This is a genomic window from Variovorax stachyos (assembly GCF_051400855.1).
In the GTDB taxonomy this organism is placed as follows: domain Bacteria; phylum Pseudomonadota; class Gammaproteobacteria; order Burkholderiales; family Burkholderiaceae_C; genus Variovorax.
On sequence record NZ_JBLFFN010000001.1, the window covers coordinates 598556 to 617050 of the forward strand.

The 18495-nt window shown below is 64.8% G+C and carries 18 protein-coding genes; 13 read left to right on the forward strand and 5 right to left on the reverse strand.

Annotated features, from left to right (window positions below; genetic code table 11):
• The first annotated feature begins 314 nt into the window (after nucleotides 1-314).
• A complete protein-coding gene (locus tag ACMGEZ_RS02995; RefSeq protein WP_436820745.1) occupies nucleotides 315-2153 on the forward strand; it encodes a tannase/feruloyl esterase family alpha/beta hydrolase in 1839 nt (612 codons plus the stop codon).
• A gap of 15 nt (nucleotides 2154-2168) precedes the next feature.
• On the opposite strand, the gene ACMGEZ_RS03000 is transcribed toward ACMGEZ_RS02995, so the two are convergent.
• The 5 genes from ACMGEZ_RS03000 to ACMGEZ_RS03020 all read right to left on the reverse strand — a co-directional run bounded on the left by ACMGEZ_RS03000 (nucleotide 2169) and on the right by ACMGEZ_RS03020 (nucleotide 7421).
• Nucleotides 2169-3095 (reverse strand): hydroxymethylglutaryl-CoA lyase, encoded by a 927-nt coding sequence (locus ACMGEZ_RS03000; RefSeq protein ID WP_436820746.1) that lies wholly within the window; start codon nucleotides 3093-3095, stop codon nucleotides 2169-2171.
• Nucleotides 3092-3733, reverse strand: coding sequence for a 3-isopropylmalate dehydratase small subunit (gene leuD, locus ACMGEZ_RS03005; RefSeq protein ID WP_436820747.1), 642 nt, complete (start codon nucleotides 3731-3733; stop codon nucleotides 3092-3094). Before leuD ends, ACMGEZ_RS03000 begins: the two co-directional genes overlap by 4 nt.
• A complete protein-coding gene (gene leuC / locus ACMGEZ_RS03010; protein ID WP_436820748.1) occupies nucleotides 3733-5142 on the reverse strand; it encodes a 3-isopropylmalate dehydratase large subunit in 1410 nt (469 codons plus the stop codon). Before leuC ends, leuD begins: the two co-directional genes overlap by 1 nt.
• 16 nt (nucleotides 5143-5158) lie before the next feature.
• Nucleotides 5159-6133, reverse strand: a complete 975-nt coding sequence (locus tag ACMGEZ_RS03015) for a Bug family tripartite tricarboxylate transporter substrate binding protein (RefSeq protein ID WP_436820749.1) — start codon at nucleotides 6131-6133, stop codon at nucleotides 5159-5161.
• Between the two features lie 85 nt (nucleotides 6134-6218).
• Nucleotides 6219-7421 (reverse strand): CaiB/BaiF CoA transferase family protein, encoded by a 1203-nt coding sequence (locus ACMGEZ_RS03020; protein WP_436820750.1) that lies wholly within the window; start codon nucleotides 7419-7421, stop codon nucleotides 6219-6221.
• A 51-nt stretch (nucleotides 7422-7472) separates the two neighbouring features.
• On the opposite strand from ACMGEZ_RS03020, the gene ACMGEZ_RS03025 reads away from it, so the two are divergent.
• The 12 genes from ACMGEZ_RS03025 to ACMGEZ_RS03080 all read left to right on the forward strand — a co-directional run bounded on the left by ACMGEZ_RS03025 (nucleotide 7473) and on the right by ACMGEZ_RS03080 (nucleotide 18494).
• A complete protein-coding gene (locus ACMGEZ_RS03025) occupies nucleotides 7473-8183 on the forward strand; it encodes an IclR family transcriptional regulator (protein WP_436820751.1) in 711 nt (236 codons plus the stop codon).
• A 58-nt stretch (nucleotides 8184-8241) separates the two neighbouring features.
• The gene (locus ACMGEZ_RS03030) at nucleotides 8242-8919 is read left to right on the forward strand and encodes a glutathione S-transferase family protein (protein WP_436820752.1); all 678 of its coding nucleotides are present in this window, start codon (nucleotides 8242-8244) and stop codon (nucleotides 8917-8919) included.
• Between the two features lie 188 nt (nucleotides 8920-9107).
• Nucleotides 9108-11333, forward strand: coding sequence for a copper-transporting P-type ATPase (locus ACMGEZ_RS03035; RefSeq protein ID WP_436820753.1), 2226 nt, complete (start codon nucleotides 9108-9110; stop codon nucleotides 11331-11333).
• Nucleotides 11334-11376: 43 nt separating this feature from the next.
• On the forward strand, nucleotides 11377-11784 hold the full coding sequence (locus ACMGEZ_RS03040; RefSeq protein WP_436820754.1) for a hypothetical protein: 408 nt from the start codon (nucleotides 11377-11379) through the stop codon (nucleotides 11782-11784).
• A 119-nt stretch (nucleotides 11785-11903) separates the two neighbouring features.
• A complete protein-coding gene (locus tag ACMGEZ_RS03045; RefSeq protein WP_436820755.1) occupies nucleotides 11904-12245 on the forward strand; it encodes a hypothetical protein in 342 nt (113 codons plus the stop codon).
• Between the two features lie 56 nt (nucleotides 12246-12301).
• A complete protein-coding gene (locus ACMGEZ_RS03050) occupies nucleotides 12302-13723 on the forward strand; it encodes a TolC family protein (RefSeq protein WP_436820820.1) in 1422 nt (473 codons plus the stop codon).
• A gap of 24 nt (nucleotides 13724-13747) precedes the next feature.
• Nucleotides 13748-15160 carry a multicopper oxidase family protein gene (locus ACMGEZ_RS03055; RefSeq protein ID WP_436820756.1) on the forward strand — a complete coding sequence of 471 codons (1413 nt, stop codon included), beginning with the start codon at nucleotides 13748-13750 and terminating at the stop codon, nucleotides 15158-15160.
• A gap of 14 nt (nucleotides 15161-15174) precedes the next feature.
• Nucleotides 15175-15786, forward strand: a complete 612-nt coding sequence (locus ACMGEZ_RS03060) for a Spy/CpxP family protein refolding chaperone (RefSeq protein ID WP_436820757.1) — start codon at nucleotides 15175-15177, stop codon at nucleotides 15784-15786.
• A 35-nt stretch (nucleotides 15787-15821) separates the two neighbouring features.
• The gene (locus ACMGEZ_RS03065) at nucleotides 15822-16310 is read left to right on the forward strand and encodes a cupredoxin domain-containing protein (protein WP_436820758.1); all 489 of its coding nucleotides are present in this window, start codon (nucleotides 15822-15824) and stop codon (nucleotides 16308-16310) included.
• Between the two features lie 76 nt (nucleotides 16311-16386).
• Nucleotides 16387-16731, forward strand: a complete 345-nt coding sequence (locus tag ACMGEZ_RS03070) for a copper-binding protein (protein WP_436820759.1) — start codon at nucleotides 16387-16389, stop codon at nucleotides 16729-16731.
• A gap of 11 nt (nucleotides 16732-16742) precedes the next feature.
• On the forward strand, nucleotides 16743-17978 hold the full coding sequence (locus ACMGEZ_RS03075) for a glycosyltransferase family 4 protein (RefSeq protein WP_436820760.1): 1236 nt from the start codon (nucleotides 16743-16745) through the stop codon (nucleotides 17976-17978).
• A 180-nt stretch (nucleotides 17979-18158) separates the two neighbouring features.
• Entirely contained in the window at nucleotides 18159-18494 is a 336-nt protein-coding gene (locus tag ACMGEZ_RS03080; RefSeq protein WP_436820761.1) for a hypothetical protein, read from the forward strand.
• Nucleotide 18495: the final 1 nt, after the last annotated feature.

Consider the following 18495-nt stretch of genomic DNA (forward strand, 5'->3'; position numbering starts at 1 on the left):
GCAGGCTGCGGTTGTGCGAGTCGCTACGGCAGATCCTGCCGTCGTGGAAATCCGCGATGCGCTCCTGACAATGGGCGAGAGCCGTCCTCACTGTGGCGCCCATCGCGCTCGACGCGGCCGCCACCACGCCTACACCAGATCGGCCCCGCAGACGCTCGCGTCTCCAGAGAACATGCACTATATTGCGCCAGCACCACCAACGTGAGCTGAGTTTTCAGACCGGGTTGCCCGGCCCAAAGCGCTCTTCTCAGTGCACGGTGTATTCCCTAGATCCGGGTTTACCCTTTGGATTGCGGCTTCGGGCCATAGGCATAGTGCTTCATGCGCTGTGCGGCCTCGAGCTGCTGTTAGGCACTAAAGTGCAAGTTCAAGGAGGCGGCAGGTGCCGCCATCCCTGTGATCTGCAACGCCCCAAGGAGCCGAGACCGGAGACACGTATGACTGGAGAAGAGCATTCAAGCCGCTGGGCCGGCGTCGGTAGCCTCGTCGCCTGCTCGGCACTGCTTGCCGCATGCGGCGGTGGCGGCAATGCGGTCCTCCTGCCCGTTCCGGACAAGACGTCGCTCGCACAAGCTTGCGTCGGCATGGCCGGCAAGACGGTCGCGCCGCGGCAGATCGGCCTGGCCAGCGGCAGTGCAACCGTGTCGTCGGCCGTACTCGTGCCGGCTGTCACCACCGCGCCTGCTTTCGCCGAATATTGCAAGGTTCAGGGATCGATCGCTCCCCTCACTGCGGGTGCCGATCCGATACGCTTCCAACTCAACCTGCCGACCGCGTGGAACGGAAAGGCGGTCATGGTGGGCGGCGGCGGCTTCAACGGCACGCTCATCGATGCGGTCGCGCCGCTGCGCGACGCAGCCCCAGGCCAGGCCCAGCCGATCACCCAAGGTTTCGCGACCTTCGGCACCGACTCCGGCCACGACGGCACGAGCTACGGAGCAGCCGACCCTGCCAAGTTCGCGCTGAACGACGAGATGTTCCTGAATTTCGCGCATCAGTCATACAAGAAGGTCAAGGATGTCGCGCACGTGTTGCTGCAGCAGTACTACCTGCGCACACCATCCAGGCAATACTTCTACGGAGGGTCCGAAGGCGGGCGCGAAGGCCTCGCCATGGCGCAGCGCTACCCGCAAGACTTCGATGGCATCGTGTCGGTCGTGCCGGTGATCCACTGGACGGGGCTCTTCAACGGCTTCATCAACTACCAGCTGCCGCAGTTCTCCGGCGGCGCAATCAACGCCAACAAGGTGCGCGTGCTCGCCAACTACGTGAACACCGCGTGCGACGCACTCGACAACAGCGCGGACGGTGTGGTGAGCAACTACCTCGCTTGCCCGTCGCGTGTCGACCTGCAGACGCTACGCTGCCCTGGCGGTGCGGACACGGGCGACACCTGTCTTTCCGACGCGCAACTTGCCGTACTCGAAGCTTCGTACGGGCCGACGGTGATGCCTTTCCCGCTTGCCAACGGTCTCACCACCTACCCGGGCCGCCTGTACGGCGGCGAGATCCAACCCGGCGGCGAAGGCGTGGGACGCTGGGTGACGACCGGCAAAGCGCCCAACCTGCCACCCACCGCGACAGATGCTCGCGGTGTGATCTACGGCAGCAACTACGCCCGCTACGTGATCGCGAAGAACGCCGCCTTCGACATCCGCACCTGGAACGCCTCGAACTTCCAGGCGCGCATCCAGGAGGTGTCGGCGCTGATGGACTCGACCAATCCCGATCTCGCAGCCTTTCACGCACGAGGTGGCAAGCTCATCATTCGCGAGAACTCGGGTGACTGGGCGCAGAGCGCGGTGGCCGGCATCCAGTACTACCAGAGCGTCGTCGACAAGCTGACGCAGCCGGTGGTCGACGAGTTCGTGCGCCTCTACGTGTCACCCGCGTCGAATCACGGCGGTACGGCGGCAAGCCTCACGACAGGCACCGAAGTTCCCACCAACCACGATTTGCTCACGACGCTCGACAACTGGGTGACGAGTGGCAGCGCGCCAGCCGATGCACTCGTGCAGGTACGCAACTCGCCCACTGCTCCATTCACCACCCTGGCGACGCGCCCCATGTGCCGCTACCCGAACCACCCGGCGTATGTGGCGGGCGATGCGACCAAGGCGGAGAGCTATCGTTGCGTTGCGTCGTTGCCCTGAATGGCTCTTGGGTATCTACGTTCCCAGCAGCATCGTCTTGGGCAGCCCCGCACGCCACACGGCGCCGTGAAGAGTCTCCCCTTCCAACCACTGCGCAACCCTGCCGCGCAGTGCGATGAGCGCGTCGAAATCCAAGCCTGTCGGCACGCCCATGCTTGCAAATAGGAAGGCCACGTCTTCGGTAGACACATTGCCGCTCGCGCCCGGTGCATGCGGGCATCCGCCAATGCCGGCAGTGCAGGCATCGAATCGACGGACCCCGACCTCCCAAGCCGCGAACGAGTTGGCAAGCCCCAGTCCCCGCGTGTCGTGGAAATGTCCACACGCCAGGCGATCGCCAGCAACGGCGAACCCCTTCTCGAACAAGCGTTTCACCTGCATCGGCTGCGCATAGCCCACAGTGTCGGCAAGTCCAACGCGGTCAGCCCCGGCATCCAGCACCGCTTGCAACAGCCTCAGCACTTCGGTTTCAGCGACGACACCCTGGATCGTGCAACCAAACGCCGTGCTGAGGCCGACCTCGAGCAAACAGTTCGATCCGCTGCCGTCGCGCAGGCTGCGGATGCGGGCGATTTCCGCCACTACTTCATCGGGCGTCTTGCGCAAGTTGGCCAAACTGTGGGCATGGCTCGCGGACAGGGGCAGCAACATGGCGTCCGCGCCGCTGTCCAACGCGGCTTGCGCGCCCTTGAGGTTGGGAACCAGTACGGACGTCACCAGCCCCGGAAGGCTCCTTGCGCTGGCCACCAGGTCCGCCGTGTCCGCCAACTGGGGAAGCAGCCGCGCCGGCACGAAAGAGCCGACTTCGATCTCGCGCAAGCCTGCTGCGTACGCGCCATGCAGCCATTCGAGTTTCTGCTCCGTCGGGATCGTCCTGGCGATGCTTTGGAGACCGTCGCGCAAGCCGACTTCGCGAACGATCACAGGCGTGGGTGTCGTCATGGGAGGCCATCCTTCGTATCGATGCGTTGAGCCCACACCCACGGACGTGCCTGGCGGTCCCTGCGCTGGTAGGCGGCGATGTCTTCCTCGTGGCTTGCAGCGAGAGTGATGGGATCCAGCCCCTGGAGCAAGGTGTCACGGCGCGCATCGTCGATCTCGAAGGCGTGGATCGATCGATCGGGAAACACCACCTGGCACGAGCGCAGATCCACGGTCACTGTCGCGCCCAGGTCCTGCTCCAGGACGGTCAATAGCTCTTCCACCGCCTCCTCTGCCAGGGTCACCGGCAGGATGCCGTTCTTGATGCAGTTCTCATAGAAGATGGATGCAAACGACGGGGCAATGATGCTGCGGAACCCGAAGTCGGCGATTGCCCAGACCGCGTGCTCTCGAGAGCTGCCGCAGCCGAAGTTTGCGCGCGCAACGAGGATCGAGGCGCGCCGGAAAGGCTCTCGGTTCAGCACGAACTCCGGCGTCTCGCTGCCGTCCCCGCCATATCGCCATCGATGAAAGAGATACTTTCCCAGCCCGGCTTTCGACAGCGTGTAGACATGCTGGGCTGCGATGATGGCGTCGGTGTCGACGTTGACTCTGGGCAGCGGCGCCGCAGTGCCTTGCAATCGAATGAACGGTTCCATCAGCTTGCTCCGAGGTTTCGGGTATCGGTCAGCTCGCCGGCGATGGCTGCTGCGGCCGCCACCGCCGGGCTGGCGAGATGCGTTCGCGCACCGGGCCCCTGACGCCCCTCGAAGTTGCGGTTCGAAGTCGACACGCAACGGCTTCCCGCTGGGACACGATCGCCATTCACGGCGGCGCACATCGAGCACCCGGGCTCGCGCCACTCGAATCCTGCATCCAGGAAGATGCGATCCAGGCCGAGTGCTTCCGCCTCTCGCTTCACGGTCATCGACCCCGGAACCACGATGGCGCGCACATGCCCGGCGACCTTCCGGCCTCGTGCGACGGCGGCCGCGGCCTGAAGGTCGGAAATGCGGCTGTTGGTGCAGGACCCGATGAAGACGTTGTCGATCTTCAGGCCAAGCAGTGGCTTTCCCGGTCGAATGCCCATGTATTCGATGGCACGTTGCGCAGCCTCGCGCTCTTCCTTGTCCAGGATGCCCGCCGGATCAGGCACCGCTGCATCGAGTGCAATCGCCTGGTCCGGACTGGTGCCCCACGTGACTTGCGCAGCGACGACGCTTGCGTCGAAGCAGAGCTCGGCGTCGTAGACGGCACCGGCATCGCTCGCAAGTTGGCGCCAGTGCGAGACAGCCTTCTCGAACGCATCGCCAGCGGGCGCGAATTCGCGTCCCCTGACGTAGTCGAAGGTGGTTTCGTCCGGCGCGATCAACGTCGTCCTGGCTCCCGCTTCCACACCCATGTTGCACAGGGTGAACCTGCCCTCCATCGGCATTGCCGAGATGGCTTGGCCTGACAGCTCGACTGCATAACCCGTCGCACCCGCAGTGCCGATCCGACCGATCAGGTACAGGATGAGGTCCTTGGCGGTGACGCCATTGCCCAGGAAGCCATCCACGCGGATGTGCATCGTTCTCGGTTTGCGAACCGCCAGCGTCTGTGTTGCAAGCACCTGCTCGACCGAAGATGTACCGATTCCCCAGGCCCATGCACCCAGGGCGCCGACCGTTCCGGTGTGGCTGTCTCCACAGACCAGGGTGACGCCGGGCAGCGCGATGCCGAGTTCAGGCGCGATGACGTGAACAATGCCTTGCTGCGGATCGTGCACATCGAAGTGCCGTATCGCGTGCTCACGCGTGCTCTTGCGGAAGGCTTGGATGAGTCTTTTCCCTCCTTCGACCGTGTCGTCTCCGCGGCCGGGTTCCGTAGCGATGAGGTGGTCGGTTGTTCCGTAGGTCAGCTCCGGATTGCGCACGGTGCGCCCGGTGGATCGCAAGCTCTCGAATGCCTGGGGACTCGTGATCTCGTAGAGCAGGTGCCGATCGATGTGGATCAGCGACTCGCCGCCCGGAAGGTCGGCGACGTGATGTTGGTCCCAGAGCTTCTGGAACAGGGTGCGTGGCGCCATGGCAAGACGGTGCCGGTTACTGGATGACGACTCCGGAGCGCGCGACCAATTCGCCGTGCTTGACGTACTCGGACGCCATGAACGCCTTGAACTGGTCCGGCGCCATGGGCGAGATCACCGCCCCTTCGGCCGCGATCTGGTGCTGAAAAGCCGGACTTTGCAGGGTCGTGTTGATGGTCTCGTTGAGCTTGCGAACGATGTCAGGCGGCATTCCCTTGGGACCGATCAAGGCGTACCAGGCTTCCAGGACGCAGCCGGGAATGGTTTCAGACAGGGTCGGCACATCGGGCAGCGCCGGGGCACGCTTGGCACTCGATACCGCCAGCACCTTGAGTCGACCCTGTTGGACCAATCCTTCCACGGCGGCGTATGACATGAAGGCCACATCGACCACGCCGCTGACGAGATCGGGAAGAACCGGCGCCACGCCTTTGTATGGAACATGCATCAGCGAGAACTGCCCCTTGTCCTGCATGAACATCCCTGCAAGGTGAAGAATCGTTCCGTTGCCGGAGGAACCGAGCGTGAGCTTGTTCGGCTGTTTCAACGCGAGCGCCTTGAGTTCACCGACATTGCTCACGGGCAGTTCCGAACGCGCGACCAGAACCATCGGGGCCGTCGCAATGGCTGCAATCGGCGTGATGTCCTTCATCGCATCGAACGACAGCTTCTTGTAGACGTGAGGAAACACGACGTAGTTCGAACTGATGACCGCAATGGCGTATCCGTCTGCAGGGGCGCGCAGCAGGGCTTCGGTGCCCACGACGCCGCCGGCACCCGGTATGTTCTCCACGACGAAAGGCTGCTTCAATGCCCTGGACATCTGGTCGGCCAGGCGTCGTGTCATGTTGTCGGCGCCCGAGCCGGCCGAGTTCGGCGTGATCATCCGGATGGGCTTGCTGGGGTACGCGTCGGCTGCGTAGGCGGGCCCGCATGTGGCGACGAGGCCTGCAAGCGCGGTGACGATCATTCTTCGGTTCAGGTGGGGCATGTTGTCTCCGTGTGGTTGATGTGTGCGCGAAACTCATCCTGTTGTGCGGCTGCGCTGCGTCGCGGCCCGATGCGTTCTTGCGCCGTCAATGCGGGCCGGCGACGGCGCCTGATGCAAAGAGTTCGCGTGAATCCGCTGCTGACAGCCCCCACGCCTCGAGGTACTTGGCCGTCTGCGCGCCCACCCCTTGTGGCTGCAGGCGAACTGCAGGCTTCTGGTCGTCGATGCGGAACGGCATTGCCGGGAGTGCCGCATGCTTGTCTTCCACCCAGACATCCAGCAAGGAGCCGTTTGCGCCGAGGTGCTCGTCGTCGAGCAGGTCGAGGGGTGTGCGCACAGGTCCGAACGGGACCTGCGCCCGAATGCAATGCGCCTGCACCTGCGCCATCGAGAACGCCGACAGGGCCTCGTTCAAGCGCGGCAGCATCCAGCTGCGTGCAGCCGTTCGAGCCGTGTTGTTTGCGAGGCGTGGGTCGTCGCGCAGTTGGTCGAAGCCGAACTCGTTGCAAAAGCGCAGCCACTGCGCATCGCTCGTGAGGCCGATGAACATCTGGCCATCGGAACATTGGCACAGGTCGTACACGCCCCACGCCTGCGTTCTGTCGGGCATGGGTACCAGTTCAGTGCCGCCCAGCTGCACCATGGCCATGTGCTGGCCGACCAGGAATGCCGTGGTTTCGTACAGCGCGCTGGTGACCAAGGCGCCGCGTCCGGATTGCTCGCGTGCGCGAAGGGCCGCCATGATGCCGATGACGCCGAACATGCCGCCCGCCATGTCGACGATCGATGCGCCTGCACGGATCGGGCGTCCGGCCGGCCCGGTCATGTAGGCCAGGCCGCCCATCATCTGGACGACCTCGTCCAGCGCGGTCCTGGCTTCGTAGGGGCCGGGCAAGAAGCCTTTCAGAGAACAGTAGACGACACGCTCGTTCAACTTGCTTGCAGCGGCATAGCCGTAGCCCAGGCGCGTCATGACTTCGGGGCCGAAGTTCTCGATCAGGACGTCAGCCCACTGGATGGCGCTTTCCAGAATGGGACGTGACTGCGGATTCTTCAGATCGACCGCCACGCTTTCCTTGTTCCTGTTCAGGTACCCGAAGAAGCCCGAGCCGAAGCCTGCCAGGGTACGCGTCGGGTCTCCCTCCACCCGCTCGATACGCACGACCGTGGCACCCAGGTCCGCAAGAACGAGCCCGCAGGTCGGCGCCATGACGGTGTGACCGAAATCAAGAACCTTCACGCCGGCCAACGGCAGTTCTGTGCTGGCTTCATCGCGCTTGTGTTTCATCTGATGATCCTATATGATCGTTGCATGAAACTATAGAAGCCGAGACAACCGATGTCAATCAACGAAAGTACGCCCCAAGCTGCGTCTCCGAAAGGTCTCGGGGTCAACGCCCTCGAACGCGGACTTCGCCTTTTGATGGCGCTGCGCAAGGACGAAGGCCAGAAGCTCAGCGATCTGGCTCGTGCAACCCAACTCGACAAGGCCACGGCATCGCGGTTGCTTCGGTCGTTGATGCGCTATTCGTTCGCGGTGAAGGACGCCGATGAGCGCTATCGCCTGGGGCCGGCGACAGCTGTTCTCGAGGCCACGGGCGACACCACGCAAGGAATCGCAGCGGTCGTGCAGCCGGTCATCGATCGGATCGCCAAGGAATCCGGAGAGACCGCCAGCTTCTTCGTGAGGCACGGTGATCTGCGGTTGTGTGTGGCGCTTGCTGCGGGCCACCATGCAGTCGGCCATGTCTTGAAGGTCGGGGACGTGTTGCCGACGGAGCGTGGAGCTGGAGGACGGGTGCTGAGGCTGTTCGAAGGAGGTCGACCCACTGGCGATGCAGACGTGGTTCAGACAAGCATCGGCGAACGTGATCCCGAACTTGCGGCCGTCGCCGCGCCTGTCTTCGATGCGAGAGGCAAGTTGCTCGGCGCGCTTTCGCTCTCGGGAACAAGCACGCGGTACTCGTCCCCAGAACACTTGCACGGCATGCAGGCACGCATCGCCTCTGCTGCCCGGGAGATCGAGTCCTTGTTCGTCTCGCCCCGATGAGCAGTTGCTCAACCAGGTACGCTGCGGCCACCAGGCACGACCCAGAGGTCACCAAAACATGATCACCCTGCACCATTGCGTCAGCGCACGCTCGTTCCGGCCCCTCTGGATGCTCGAAGAGATCGGGCTTTCCTACGACCTCAAGATGCTGCCCTTTCCGCCGCGCGTGCTGTCCCGGCCCTATCTCGAGGTCAACCCGCTCGGCACGGTACCGATGCTGTCCGACGGCGCCATGCGAATGACCGAATCGGCCGCGATCTGCCAATACCTGGCTGCGCGCTTTTCACCGGGCCAACTGGATGTAGGTCGTGACGAGCCAGAGTTCGGGCCCTATCTCAACTACCTGCATTTCGGCGAGGCGACCTTGACCTTTCCGCAGACGCTCGTCTTGCGGTACGCACACTTCGAAGAGGCTGAGCGAAAGCAGCCGCAGGTTGCCGACGACTATGCCAAGTGGTTCCTGGCGCGCCTGCGAACACTGGAGCCGCTGCTCGCGGAGCACGACCATCTTTGCGCCGGGCGCTTCACTGCGGCCGACGTGTCTGTGGGCTACGCGTTGTTGCTGGCCGAGCATCTGGGCCTTGCCGAGCGCTTCACCCCCTCGGTGGCGGCTTACTGGGCGCGTCTGCGAACACGACCAGGCTTCAAGGCAGCGATGGCCGCGCAATCAAGCGCTGCGAAGGCACAGGGCGTGTCCCCAATTCCCGCACCCGACATCAGACCCGACAGCTCTTGACGGGCGGCCGCGCGCCGCCAGCATCGAGCCGCCGCCGGCTCAGTCCTCCCGCACCAGCGGCATGCCCACCAGCGTGTAGCGTGTGTCCGGCGCTTTCCAGTTGCGATAGGCCGCACGGGCGCAGACCGCCCCCTTGACCTTCCCACGCTGGCAAGGTTGAAACTGGCGAACAAGAACAGGAGAACGCCATGCCGCCATCCACCACGGAACAACACCGCCCCGCTCACAGCCATTCAGGACACTCCTCCCATCACATCCCTTCGGAGGCGAAATCACCGGTCACGATGCCCTCGGGCGAGCAGGTGGAGTACACCTGCCCGATGCATCCGCAGATCCGGCAGATGGGGCCCGGCAGTTGCCCGATCTGCGGCATGGCGCTGGAGCCGGTCGTGGCGACCGAGGCGGCTGGCGAAAGCCCCGAGCTGCGCGGGATGACCCGGCGCTTCTGGATCGGTACCGCGCTCACCGCCCCCGTGTTTGCGTTGGAGATGGGGGGCCACCTGATCAATCTGAATCACCTGCTCGGCCAACAGCTGTCGAACTGGATTCAATTGCTCCTGGCGACGCCCGTGGTGCTGTGGGCCGGCTGGCCCTTCTTCGTACGCGCAGCCGCGTCGGTAAAAAACCGCAGCCTCAACATGTTCTCGCTCATCGCACTGGGCACGGGGGCGGCTTGGCTCTACAGCGTGGTCGGCACGGTGGCGCCGCACCTGTTCCCCGCGGAACTGCGCCTTCCCGACGGTGCCGTGCAGATCTACTTCGAGGCAGCCGCGGTGATCACCGTGCTGGTGCTGCTCGGCCAGGTCCTCGAACTGCGGGCGCGCGAGAAGACATCGGGCGCCATCAAGGCACTGCTGGGCCTCGCGCCCAAGACCGCGCTCAGGGTTCGCCATGACGGGACGGACGAGACGGTCCAGGTCGATGCCATCCAGGTCGGCGACCTGCTGCGCGTGCGCCCGGGCGAGAAGGTGCCGGTGGACGGCGAGCTCACCGAGGGCAAGGGGAACGTCGACGAGTCGATGGTCACGGGTGAACCCATTCCCGTTTCGAAGGCCGTGGGTTCCAAGGTCACTGCGGGCACGCTGAACCAGACCGGCGGCTTCGTGATGCGTGCCGAGAAGGTCGGTGCCGACACCCTGCTCTCGCAGATCGTCCACATGGTGGCCGCCGCGCAGCGCAGCCGCGCCCCGATCCAGAGGATGGCCGACCAGGTCGCCGGCTGGTTCGTGCCGGTCGTCATCCTCGTGGCCCTGCTGACCTTTGCGGTGTGGCTGACCTGGGGGCCCTCGCCTGCCTTCAGCTACGCACTCGTCACCGCGGTGGCCGTACTCATCATCGCCTGCCCCTGTGCGCTCGGCCTGGCCACGCCCATGTCCATCATGGTCGGGGTCGGCCGGGGCGCCCGGAACGGCGTGCTCATCCGGGACGCCGAGGCGCTGGAACGCATGGAGAAGGTCGACACGCTGGTGGTCGACAAGACCGGCACGCTCACCGAAGGCCGCCCGAAGGTGGTCCACATCGAGCCGGCGCCCGGCTTCAGTGCCGAGGACGTGCTCCAGAAGCTCGCCAGCGTCGAGCGTGCCAGCGAACACCCCTTGGCCATGGCCATCGTGATGGAGGCCCAGGAGCGCAAGCTGCCGTTGTCGCCGGTCACCGACTTCGACTCGCCGGTCGGCAAGGGCGTCATTGGCACGGTCGACGGCGAGCTCGTCGTTTCGGGCAGCGCCAAGTTCCTGGCCGAGCATTCCATCGACGTGGGCAGACTCGAAGCGGCGGCAGAAGCCCGGCGCCAGCGGGCAGCCACGGTGATCTTCGTGGGCGCAGGCGGCAAGCTGGCCGGCTTCGTCGCCATTGCCGACCCCATCAAGGCGACGACCCCGTCCGCACTGCAGGCGCTGAAGGCGGCCGGCGTCCGGATCGTGATGCTCACCGGCGACGGCAAGACGACCGCCGAGGCGGTCGGGCGCCAGCTCGGCATCGATGAGGTGGTCGCGGAAGTGTTCCCCGAAGACAAGGCCTCGGTCGTCCAGCGGCTGAAGTCCGAAGGCCGCGTGGTCGCCATGGCCGGCGATGGCGTGAACGACGCCCCGGCTTTGGCCGCTGCCGAGGTCGGCATCGCGATGGGAACCGGCACCGATGTCGCCATGGAAAGCGCTGGCGTCACCCTGCTCAAGGGCGACCTGATGGGTATCGTGCGGGCCCGGGTGCTGTCGAATGCCACCATGCGGAACATCCGCCAGAACCTGTTCCTTTCATTCGCGTACAACGTTGCCGGGATTCCCTTGGCAGCCGGCGTGCTCTACCCCTTCTTCGGGTTGCTGCTGTCGCCGATCGTTGCAGCCGCGGCGATGGCGTTGTCGTCGGTGAGCGTCATCGGCAATGCGTTGCGCCTGCGCACCGTGAACGTCGGATAGGCCTCCAATGGACAAGGCCGGACAACCCCCTACAATTTCGGCGATGGTCAGTCTCCGCGCAATCCTGCTGTGGCTCATGATGCTTGCAGTGCCCTATCAGGGCTATGCAGCCGCGGCCATGGCGTTTTGCGCACCTGCGTCGGCGCACTCGGGCTCGGGCGTGGTCCACGATCACAAGGGGCACGATCACGGCACGCCGGATGCGGAGCACCATCATTCGAATGTAAGCAGCAATGACAACGCGGACCGCCATGACGCGCCAGGCGCGCATGACGAGGCGTCGGACGCGTCCCACAAATGCGGCAACTGCGCCGCGTGCCATGCGGTCGGAATGATGCCGACGCTCGACACGCCCATCCTCTACGGCCTGCCCCAGGCCGATCTCGCCGAACCGCTGCGAGCCATGGCGACCGTGTCGCCCCGCGTTCCCCACAAACCACCTCGCGCGTAACTGCGTCCGGCCCCCGGCAGTTCTGCTGCCGGCGAGCGGACGCGCATGCACCGTTCGTGTCGTCACGGCCTTCGCGGGCTGACTGACGGCATGCCGTTCATGAACATCGCGAGGATCCCATGTTCACTTTCTTGCCGGCCCATTGGCTGGCTGCTTTGCCTGCCCTGGCTGCCTTGGCTGCAGGGGCACAGACCGGCCCTGCGCCCGCCCCCGCTACCGCCGCCGGACCGGCGGCAGCACTTTCCTTCCGATCGGCAATGGATGGCTACAAGCCATTTGCCGACGAAAAGCCCGTGCCGTGGAAAGAGGCCAACGAGACCGTCCACCGGCGCGGCGGCTGGCGCGCCTATGCCAAGGAGACCGAGAGCGAGGCCGACGACAAGTCATCCGGCGCCGCTGATCCGCACGCCGGGCATTCGATGTCCATGCCCAGGTCGGCGGCACCGAAGGACAAGCCGTGAGCCGCACGGCCGCTCCGAAGGCGAATAGCACCGCAGCCGGAGGCGAAGGTACTCCAGTGAGGCGGCCGCTGCAGATCGCCTCGATCGCGCTCGCCGCTGCATTTCTTGCCGGCTGCGCGTCCGTCGGAATCGACGATGCGCTGAAGGCGACAAACTCCTCTGCCTCGCAGTTCACGGACGGAAAGCTCGAGCTGAGCCGGACCCGGGAGCAGCGAGAGGCCCGTGCGGCGCTCTCCGAAGAGCTGCTCGCCAAGTCGCTGTCGCAAGAGGATGCAGTCCGCCTCGCGCTCGCGAACAGCCCCGCACTGCAGGCGCTGATCGCGCAAGGCTGGGCCGACATTGCCGCAGCCAACCAGACGAGCCGGTTGCCGAATCCGGTCCTCACCTTCGAGCGCCTGCGCCTGGGCGACGAGCTCGAGATCGGACGCCTGCTGTCCTTCGGCCTGGTCGACCTGATCCTGTTGCCGCAGCGGCTGTCGATCTCCGGGAGCCAGGCCGCTCAGGCGCAGGTGCAGCTGAGCGGCGCGGTGGTGGACCAGGTGACGCAAGTGCGCCAAGCCTGGGTACGTGCCGTCGCGGCCCGGCAGTCGCTGCAGTACGCCGAGCAGGTCAGGGAATCGGCGGAGGCGAGCGCCGAGCTCGCCCGGCGCATGCAACTCGTCGGCAACTTCAGCAAGCTGCAGCGCGCACGCCAGCAGGTGTTCTATGCAGATGCCACCACGCAGCTTGCCTCGGCGCGCCATGCGGACACGGCCGCCCGCGAGGAACTGGTCCGCGCCCTCGGCCTCGACGATGCGCAAGCCATGAGGCTGAAGCTGCCGGAGCGCCTGCCGGATCTGCCCAAGGCTCCTCGCGAGCCAGGCGAAGTGGCAGCGACCGCCACCGAGCAACGCCTGGATGTACAGCAAGCCCGGGCTCAGCTCGACCTCGCCGGAAAGTCGCAGGGCATCAATCTGCTGTCGACTTTTGTCGATGTGGAGGCCGGCATCCGCAGGGACACAATTTTCGACAACGCCGAGGGAACCCGCGGGACCCGGCGCGGTTTCGAGCTCGACATCCGCCTGCCGCTCTTCGATTGGGGATCTGCCCAGCGCGATGCGCTGAATGCCCGGGCGCTCGCAGCGGCCAACCGCTACGACGCCACCGTGCGCGGTGCAACTTCACAGCTGCGCGAGGGCTATTCCGCCTATCGAACTGCCTACGACATCGCACGCCACTACCGCGACGAGATCGTGCCGCTGCGCCAGGCCATGCAGGACGAGAACGTGCTGCGCTACAACGGGATGCTGATCGGCGTTTTCGAGCTGCTGGCCGAAGCGCGCGACCAGATCGCGAGCGTGAACAACGCCATCAATGCCCAGCAGCAGTTCTGGCTCGCAGACGCCGCGCTCGCGGCGTCCGTGATCGGCAAGCCCATCGCTGCACCCGCCGCGATGACCAGCTCGAGTCCGCAAGGGACCTCGGGCGCCGCCCACTGAGCGGCTCTTCGACGCACAACCTCCATGACAAACAGACGCAACTTTCTCAGCGGTGCCGGCGCCATCACGGCTGCCATGGCCGCCGCTTCGGTCAGCAAGGTGGCGATGGCCGCCCTGCCCGAGCCTGTGCTCCAGGACAAGCCCGACACCATGCCCCCGCTCTCGCCGTCGACAGGGCGGCCCTACAACCCGGTCGTCACCCTCAACGGATGGACGCTGCCTTGGCGCATGAACAACGGGGTCAAGGAGTTCCACCTCGTCGCCGAACCCGTGGTTCGCGAGATGGCGCCGGGCTTCAAGGCTCACCTGTGGGGCTACAACGGCCAGTCGCCCGGGCCGACGATCGAAGTCGTCGAAGGCGACCGGGTCCGCATCTTCGTCACCAACAAGCTGCCCGAGCACACCAGCATCCACTGGCACGGCCAGCGCCTGCCCAACGGCATGGACGGCGTGACCGGCCTCACGCAGCCTGCGATCCAACCCGGCAAGACTTTCGTCTACGAGTTCGTCGCTCGGCGGCCCGGCACCTTCATGTACCACCCGCACGCGGACGAGATGACGCAGATGGCCATGGGGATGATGGGCTTCTGGGTCACGCACCCGAAGGCGAAGCACCCGTTGATCGACGAGGTCGACCGCGACTTCGTGTTCCTGCTCAACGCCTACGACATCGAGCCCGGCAGCGCGACGCCGAAGATCATGACCATGCTGGACTTCAACCTGTGGTCCTGGAACAGCCGGGTCTTTCCCGGCATCGATTCGCTCAACGTCCGGCTGAACGACAAGGTGCGCATCCGCTTCGGCAACCTGACGATGACCAATCACCCGATGCACCTGCACGGGCACGAGTTCCTGGTCACCGGGACCGACGGCGGCCCGACGCCGAAGAGCACGCGCTGGTACGAGGTCACGACCGACGTGGCAGTCGGCCAGATGCGCCAGATCGAGTTCCTCGCCAACGAGGAAGGCGACTGGGCCTTCCACTGCCACAAGAGCCACCACACGATGAACGCCATGGGCCACGACGTGCCCACCATGATCGGCGTCGACCACAAGGACATGGTCCGGAAGATCACCAAGCTCGTGCCCGACTACATGGTGATGGGCGAGCGCGGCATGGCCGACATGACCGAGATGGAGATGCCGCTGCCTGACAACACCGCGCCGATGATGGGCGGCGAAGGCCCCTTCGGCTCAGTCGAGATGGGCGGCATGTTCAGCGTCGTCAAGGTGCGCCGCAGCCAGAAGCCGGGCGACTACTCGAACCCCGGTTGGTTCAAGCACCCGCAAGGCACGGTGGCCTACGAGTTCGATGGGCAATTGCCCGATCCGGCAAGGGCCCGCGGCGTCGGCGCAGCCGCCATGCCAGCGCGGAACGCGCCGGCCAGGAACATCGAAGTCCAGGTTCGCAAACCCTCTGGCCATCGCGGCCATTGAGAAGGAGTATCTCCATGTACCTCAAAAACCTCGTGCCGATCGGTGCGCTGGCGCTTTCAGTGAGCGCGCTGGCGCAACACAGTCCGTACGCCGGCGAACAGCAGCGGGCCATCAAGGCGCTCTCCGAGAAGGACATTGCCGACCTGCAAGCGGGTCAGGGCATGGGATTGGCCAAAGCTGCCGAACTCAACGGCTATCCTGGACCAGCGCATGTGCTCGAGCACGCCGACGCGCTGCAACTCACCGCGACGCAGCGCGAACGATCCAAGGCTCTCTTCGACTCGCACAAGGCGATCGCGCGAGAGCTTGGCCGGAACTTGATGGAAGCAGAGCGGGCGCTGGACGAAGCGTTTGCGAGCAAGCGCATTGATCCAGCGAGCCTGAATGCCATGACCGCAGAGATCGGCAGGCGCTCGGCGAGATTGCGCGAAGAGCACTTGAGCACACATCTGGCGCAAACGGCCATATTGAGCGCTGAACAGATCCGACGCTATGCGCAGCTACGCGGTTACGACATGCCGAGCGGTACGAACGCGCCTGCAGCCATCGAGGGTGCGCACAGGACACCGGCGCAGCAATCCGAAGCCCACCTTCCGAAACCCGGCAGGGCTCATTCGGGCCACTGACCTTTCTTCAAGCTCTTCTTCCTCAAGGAAACACGATGCGACCCAATCTCAGAAACATCACCGCAACCTCGTTCCTTGCTCTTGCAGCAAGTGGCGCATCTGCAGCTGGAAACCATGCCGGCGGCCATGGCCACGGGGAGGCCATCGGGACACCCGGCGTTGCCGCGAAGGCCACCCGCACGGTGAAGGTCGACATGACGGACGGCATGCGCTTCAACCCGTCGAGCATCAACGTGAAGCAAGGCGAGACCGTACGTTTCGTCGTCACCAACTCCGGAAAACTCAAGCATGAGCTGGTGCTCGGCACCGAGAAGGAGCTGAAGGAGCACTACGAACTCATGAAGAAGAACCCGGAGATGGAACACGCCGATCCGAACATGGTGACCCTCGCCGCCGGCAAGACCGGCGAGATCGTCTGGCAGTTCACCAAGGCGGGCAAGGTGGACTTTGCCTGCCTGCAACCGGGTCACTACGACGCCGGCATGAAAGGCGCCGTGAATGTGTCCAAGGCCGCCAGGAAGTAGGCAAGCGGGCGCAGCTGCGTCGTGTTTCCCGGCTGCTCCCGGTCGCAGGCCTTTCCCCTCATTTCAAGGAGTTCACATGATCAGCATTCGATACGCATTCCTCGCTTCGGTTGCCGCGCTCGCCATTTCGACCATGGCGCACGCACAGCCAAGCGGCGCCACGCCGGCGGCAAGTGGCGCTCCCGCCACCACCAGCGCCGAGCTCGCCGAAGGCGAGGTCCGCAAAGTGGACAAGGAGAGCAAGAAGCTGACGCTCAAGCACGGCCCGCTGAAGAACCTCGACATGCCACCCATGACGATGGTCTTCCAGGTGAAAGAGGACGCCATGCTCGACAAGGTCCAGGCCGGCGACAAGGTCCGCTTCCAGGCCGAGAAGCTCGAAGGCAAGTTCACGGTCACCAGGATCGAGGCGGCGCGCTGATAGAGCGACAGATGACAACACAAGAAGACCGTCGCGTCGCTGACACGCTGGATCGCGTGCTTCCAAGCGTCATGGCGCCCCCGCCCGGGAGCCTTGAGGAAGCCCCTCGAAGCATCAAGCTCCTGCTGATCGGCAACTACCTGCCGGACGGCCAAACCAGCATGCTGGCGTTCGTGCGGCTCCTCGAGCGTGAACTGCCGGCGCTCGGCTGCGAGCTGCGAGTCATCATGCCGCCTCGCCTGCTACAGCGGGTACCGCCAAGTTCCCGATGGTGGAAGTGGCTGGGATACATCGACAAGTTCGTCCTCTTCATACCCACACTTGCCATGCAGGCGCGCTGGGCGGACGTCATCCATATTTGCGATCACTCCAATGCCATGTACGTGCGCTGGGTGAGAAGCAGACCGACGGTGATCACTTGTCACGACGTCATTGCGATGCAGGCCGCAAGAGGCATGGTCGAAGGGTGGAAGGTCGGCTGGAGCGGACGCATCCTGCAGCGGCTCATCGCCTCGGGCCTTGCGAAGGCTGACCTGATCGCCTGCGTATCGACCTTGACGCAGCGCGACCTGCTCGACCTGCACCTCGTGGATGAGCATAGGGTCACGACGGTCCTCAACGGATTGAACGACAACTTTTGTCCTGTGCCGACGGATGACGCCCAAGCGCTAATAGGCCGCTTCGGGTTACGAGCAGAGGACAGCTACCTGATCCACGTCGGCTCCGACCTCCCGCGCAAGAATCGAAGGGCGGTCGTCGAGACCTTCATTGCTCTTCAGCGGCACGCTGCAGAACGTGGCTCTCCGCCGCTCGTGCAGCACCTGGTTTTTGTCGGAGCAAGCCTGGAGCCGAGCCTGATCGCCCTGGCATCTCAACATGGCCTTGCCGACCGGATAAAAACGCTCCAGGGCATCTCCCACGAGGAACTGCGCGCGCTCTATGCCCGGGCCACCGCGCTCCTGTTCCCCTCCCTGCAGGAAGGCTTCGGCTGGCCCTTGATCGAGGCACAGGCGTGCGGGTGTCCCGTCTTCACGTCCGACCTGCCGCCCATGAACGAAATTGGAGGAGCTGGCGCGTGCTACATCGATCCGCACAACCCCGAGGCCATGGCCCTGGCCATTGAGCGGGCGTCCGGACGGCTTCAGGAGATGCGCTCGTTGGGACTGCAGAACGCCCTGCAGTACTCGGCAGCGCAGATGATGGCGAACTACCTGGCCGCATATCGGCGTGTGCTGGAAACGCGATGATGGGCAGTCCGGCCGCTCGTCCATGACCTGTGGCCACTGTGCCAACCGAATCACGCAGGCACTCGCGAAGCTGGATGTGAGGATTGGCCGGCATTCTGAAGCGGCAACGGTCCGGCGTACACTGCAGCGTACATGGCCCGCGCTTGTTTTGCCCACCGCTGTGTCACGGCCGCTGTGCTCGTGATCTCGCTGCTGTTCTCGCAGTTGGCGTTGGCGAGCTATGTCTGCCCCGGAATGCCCGATGCAGCCGCAATGGCCGCGGCGATGGCGGCGGGCGAGCCCTGTGAGGGCATGGATGCCGCCCAGCCGGTGCTGTGCCATCAGCACTCGGCCGACATGTCGCTGTCGTTCGAACCCGTGAAGGTCGCGACGCCATCGCTGCCCGCTGTCCTGCATGTCCTGGTGATGCCAGCGGTCCTTGCTTCCGATGGCCGCCACCTGCCGCCTCGGGTGCACCCCGACGAGCGGCCACCACCCGATCCCGTCTACCTCGAAACGCGCAGACTTCGAGTCTGAA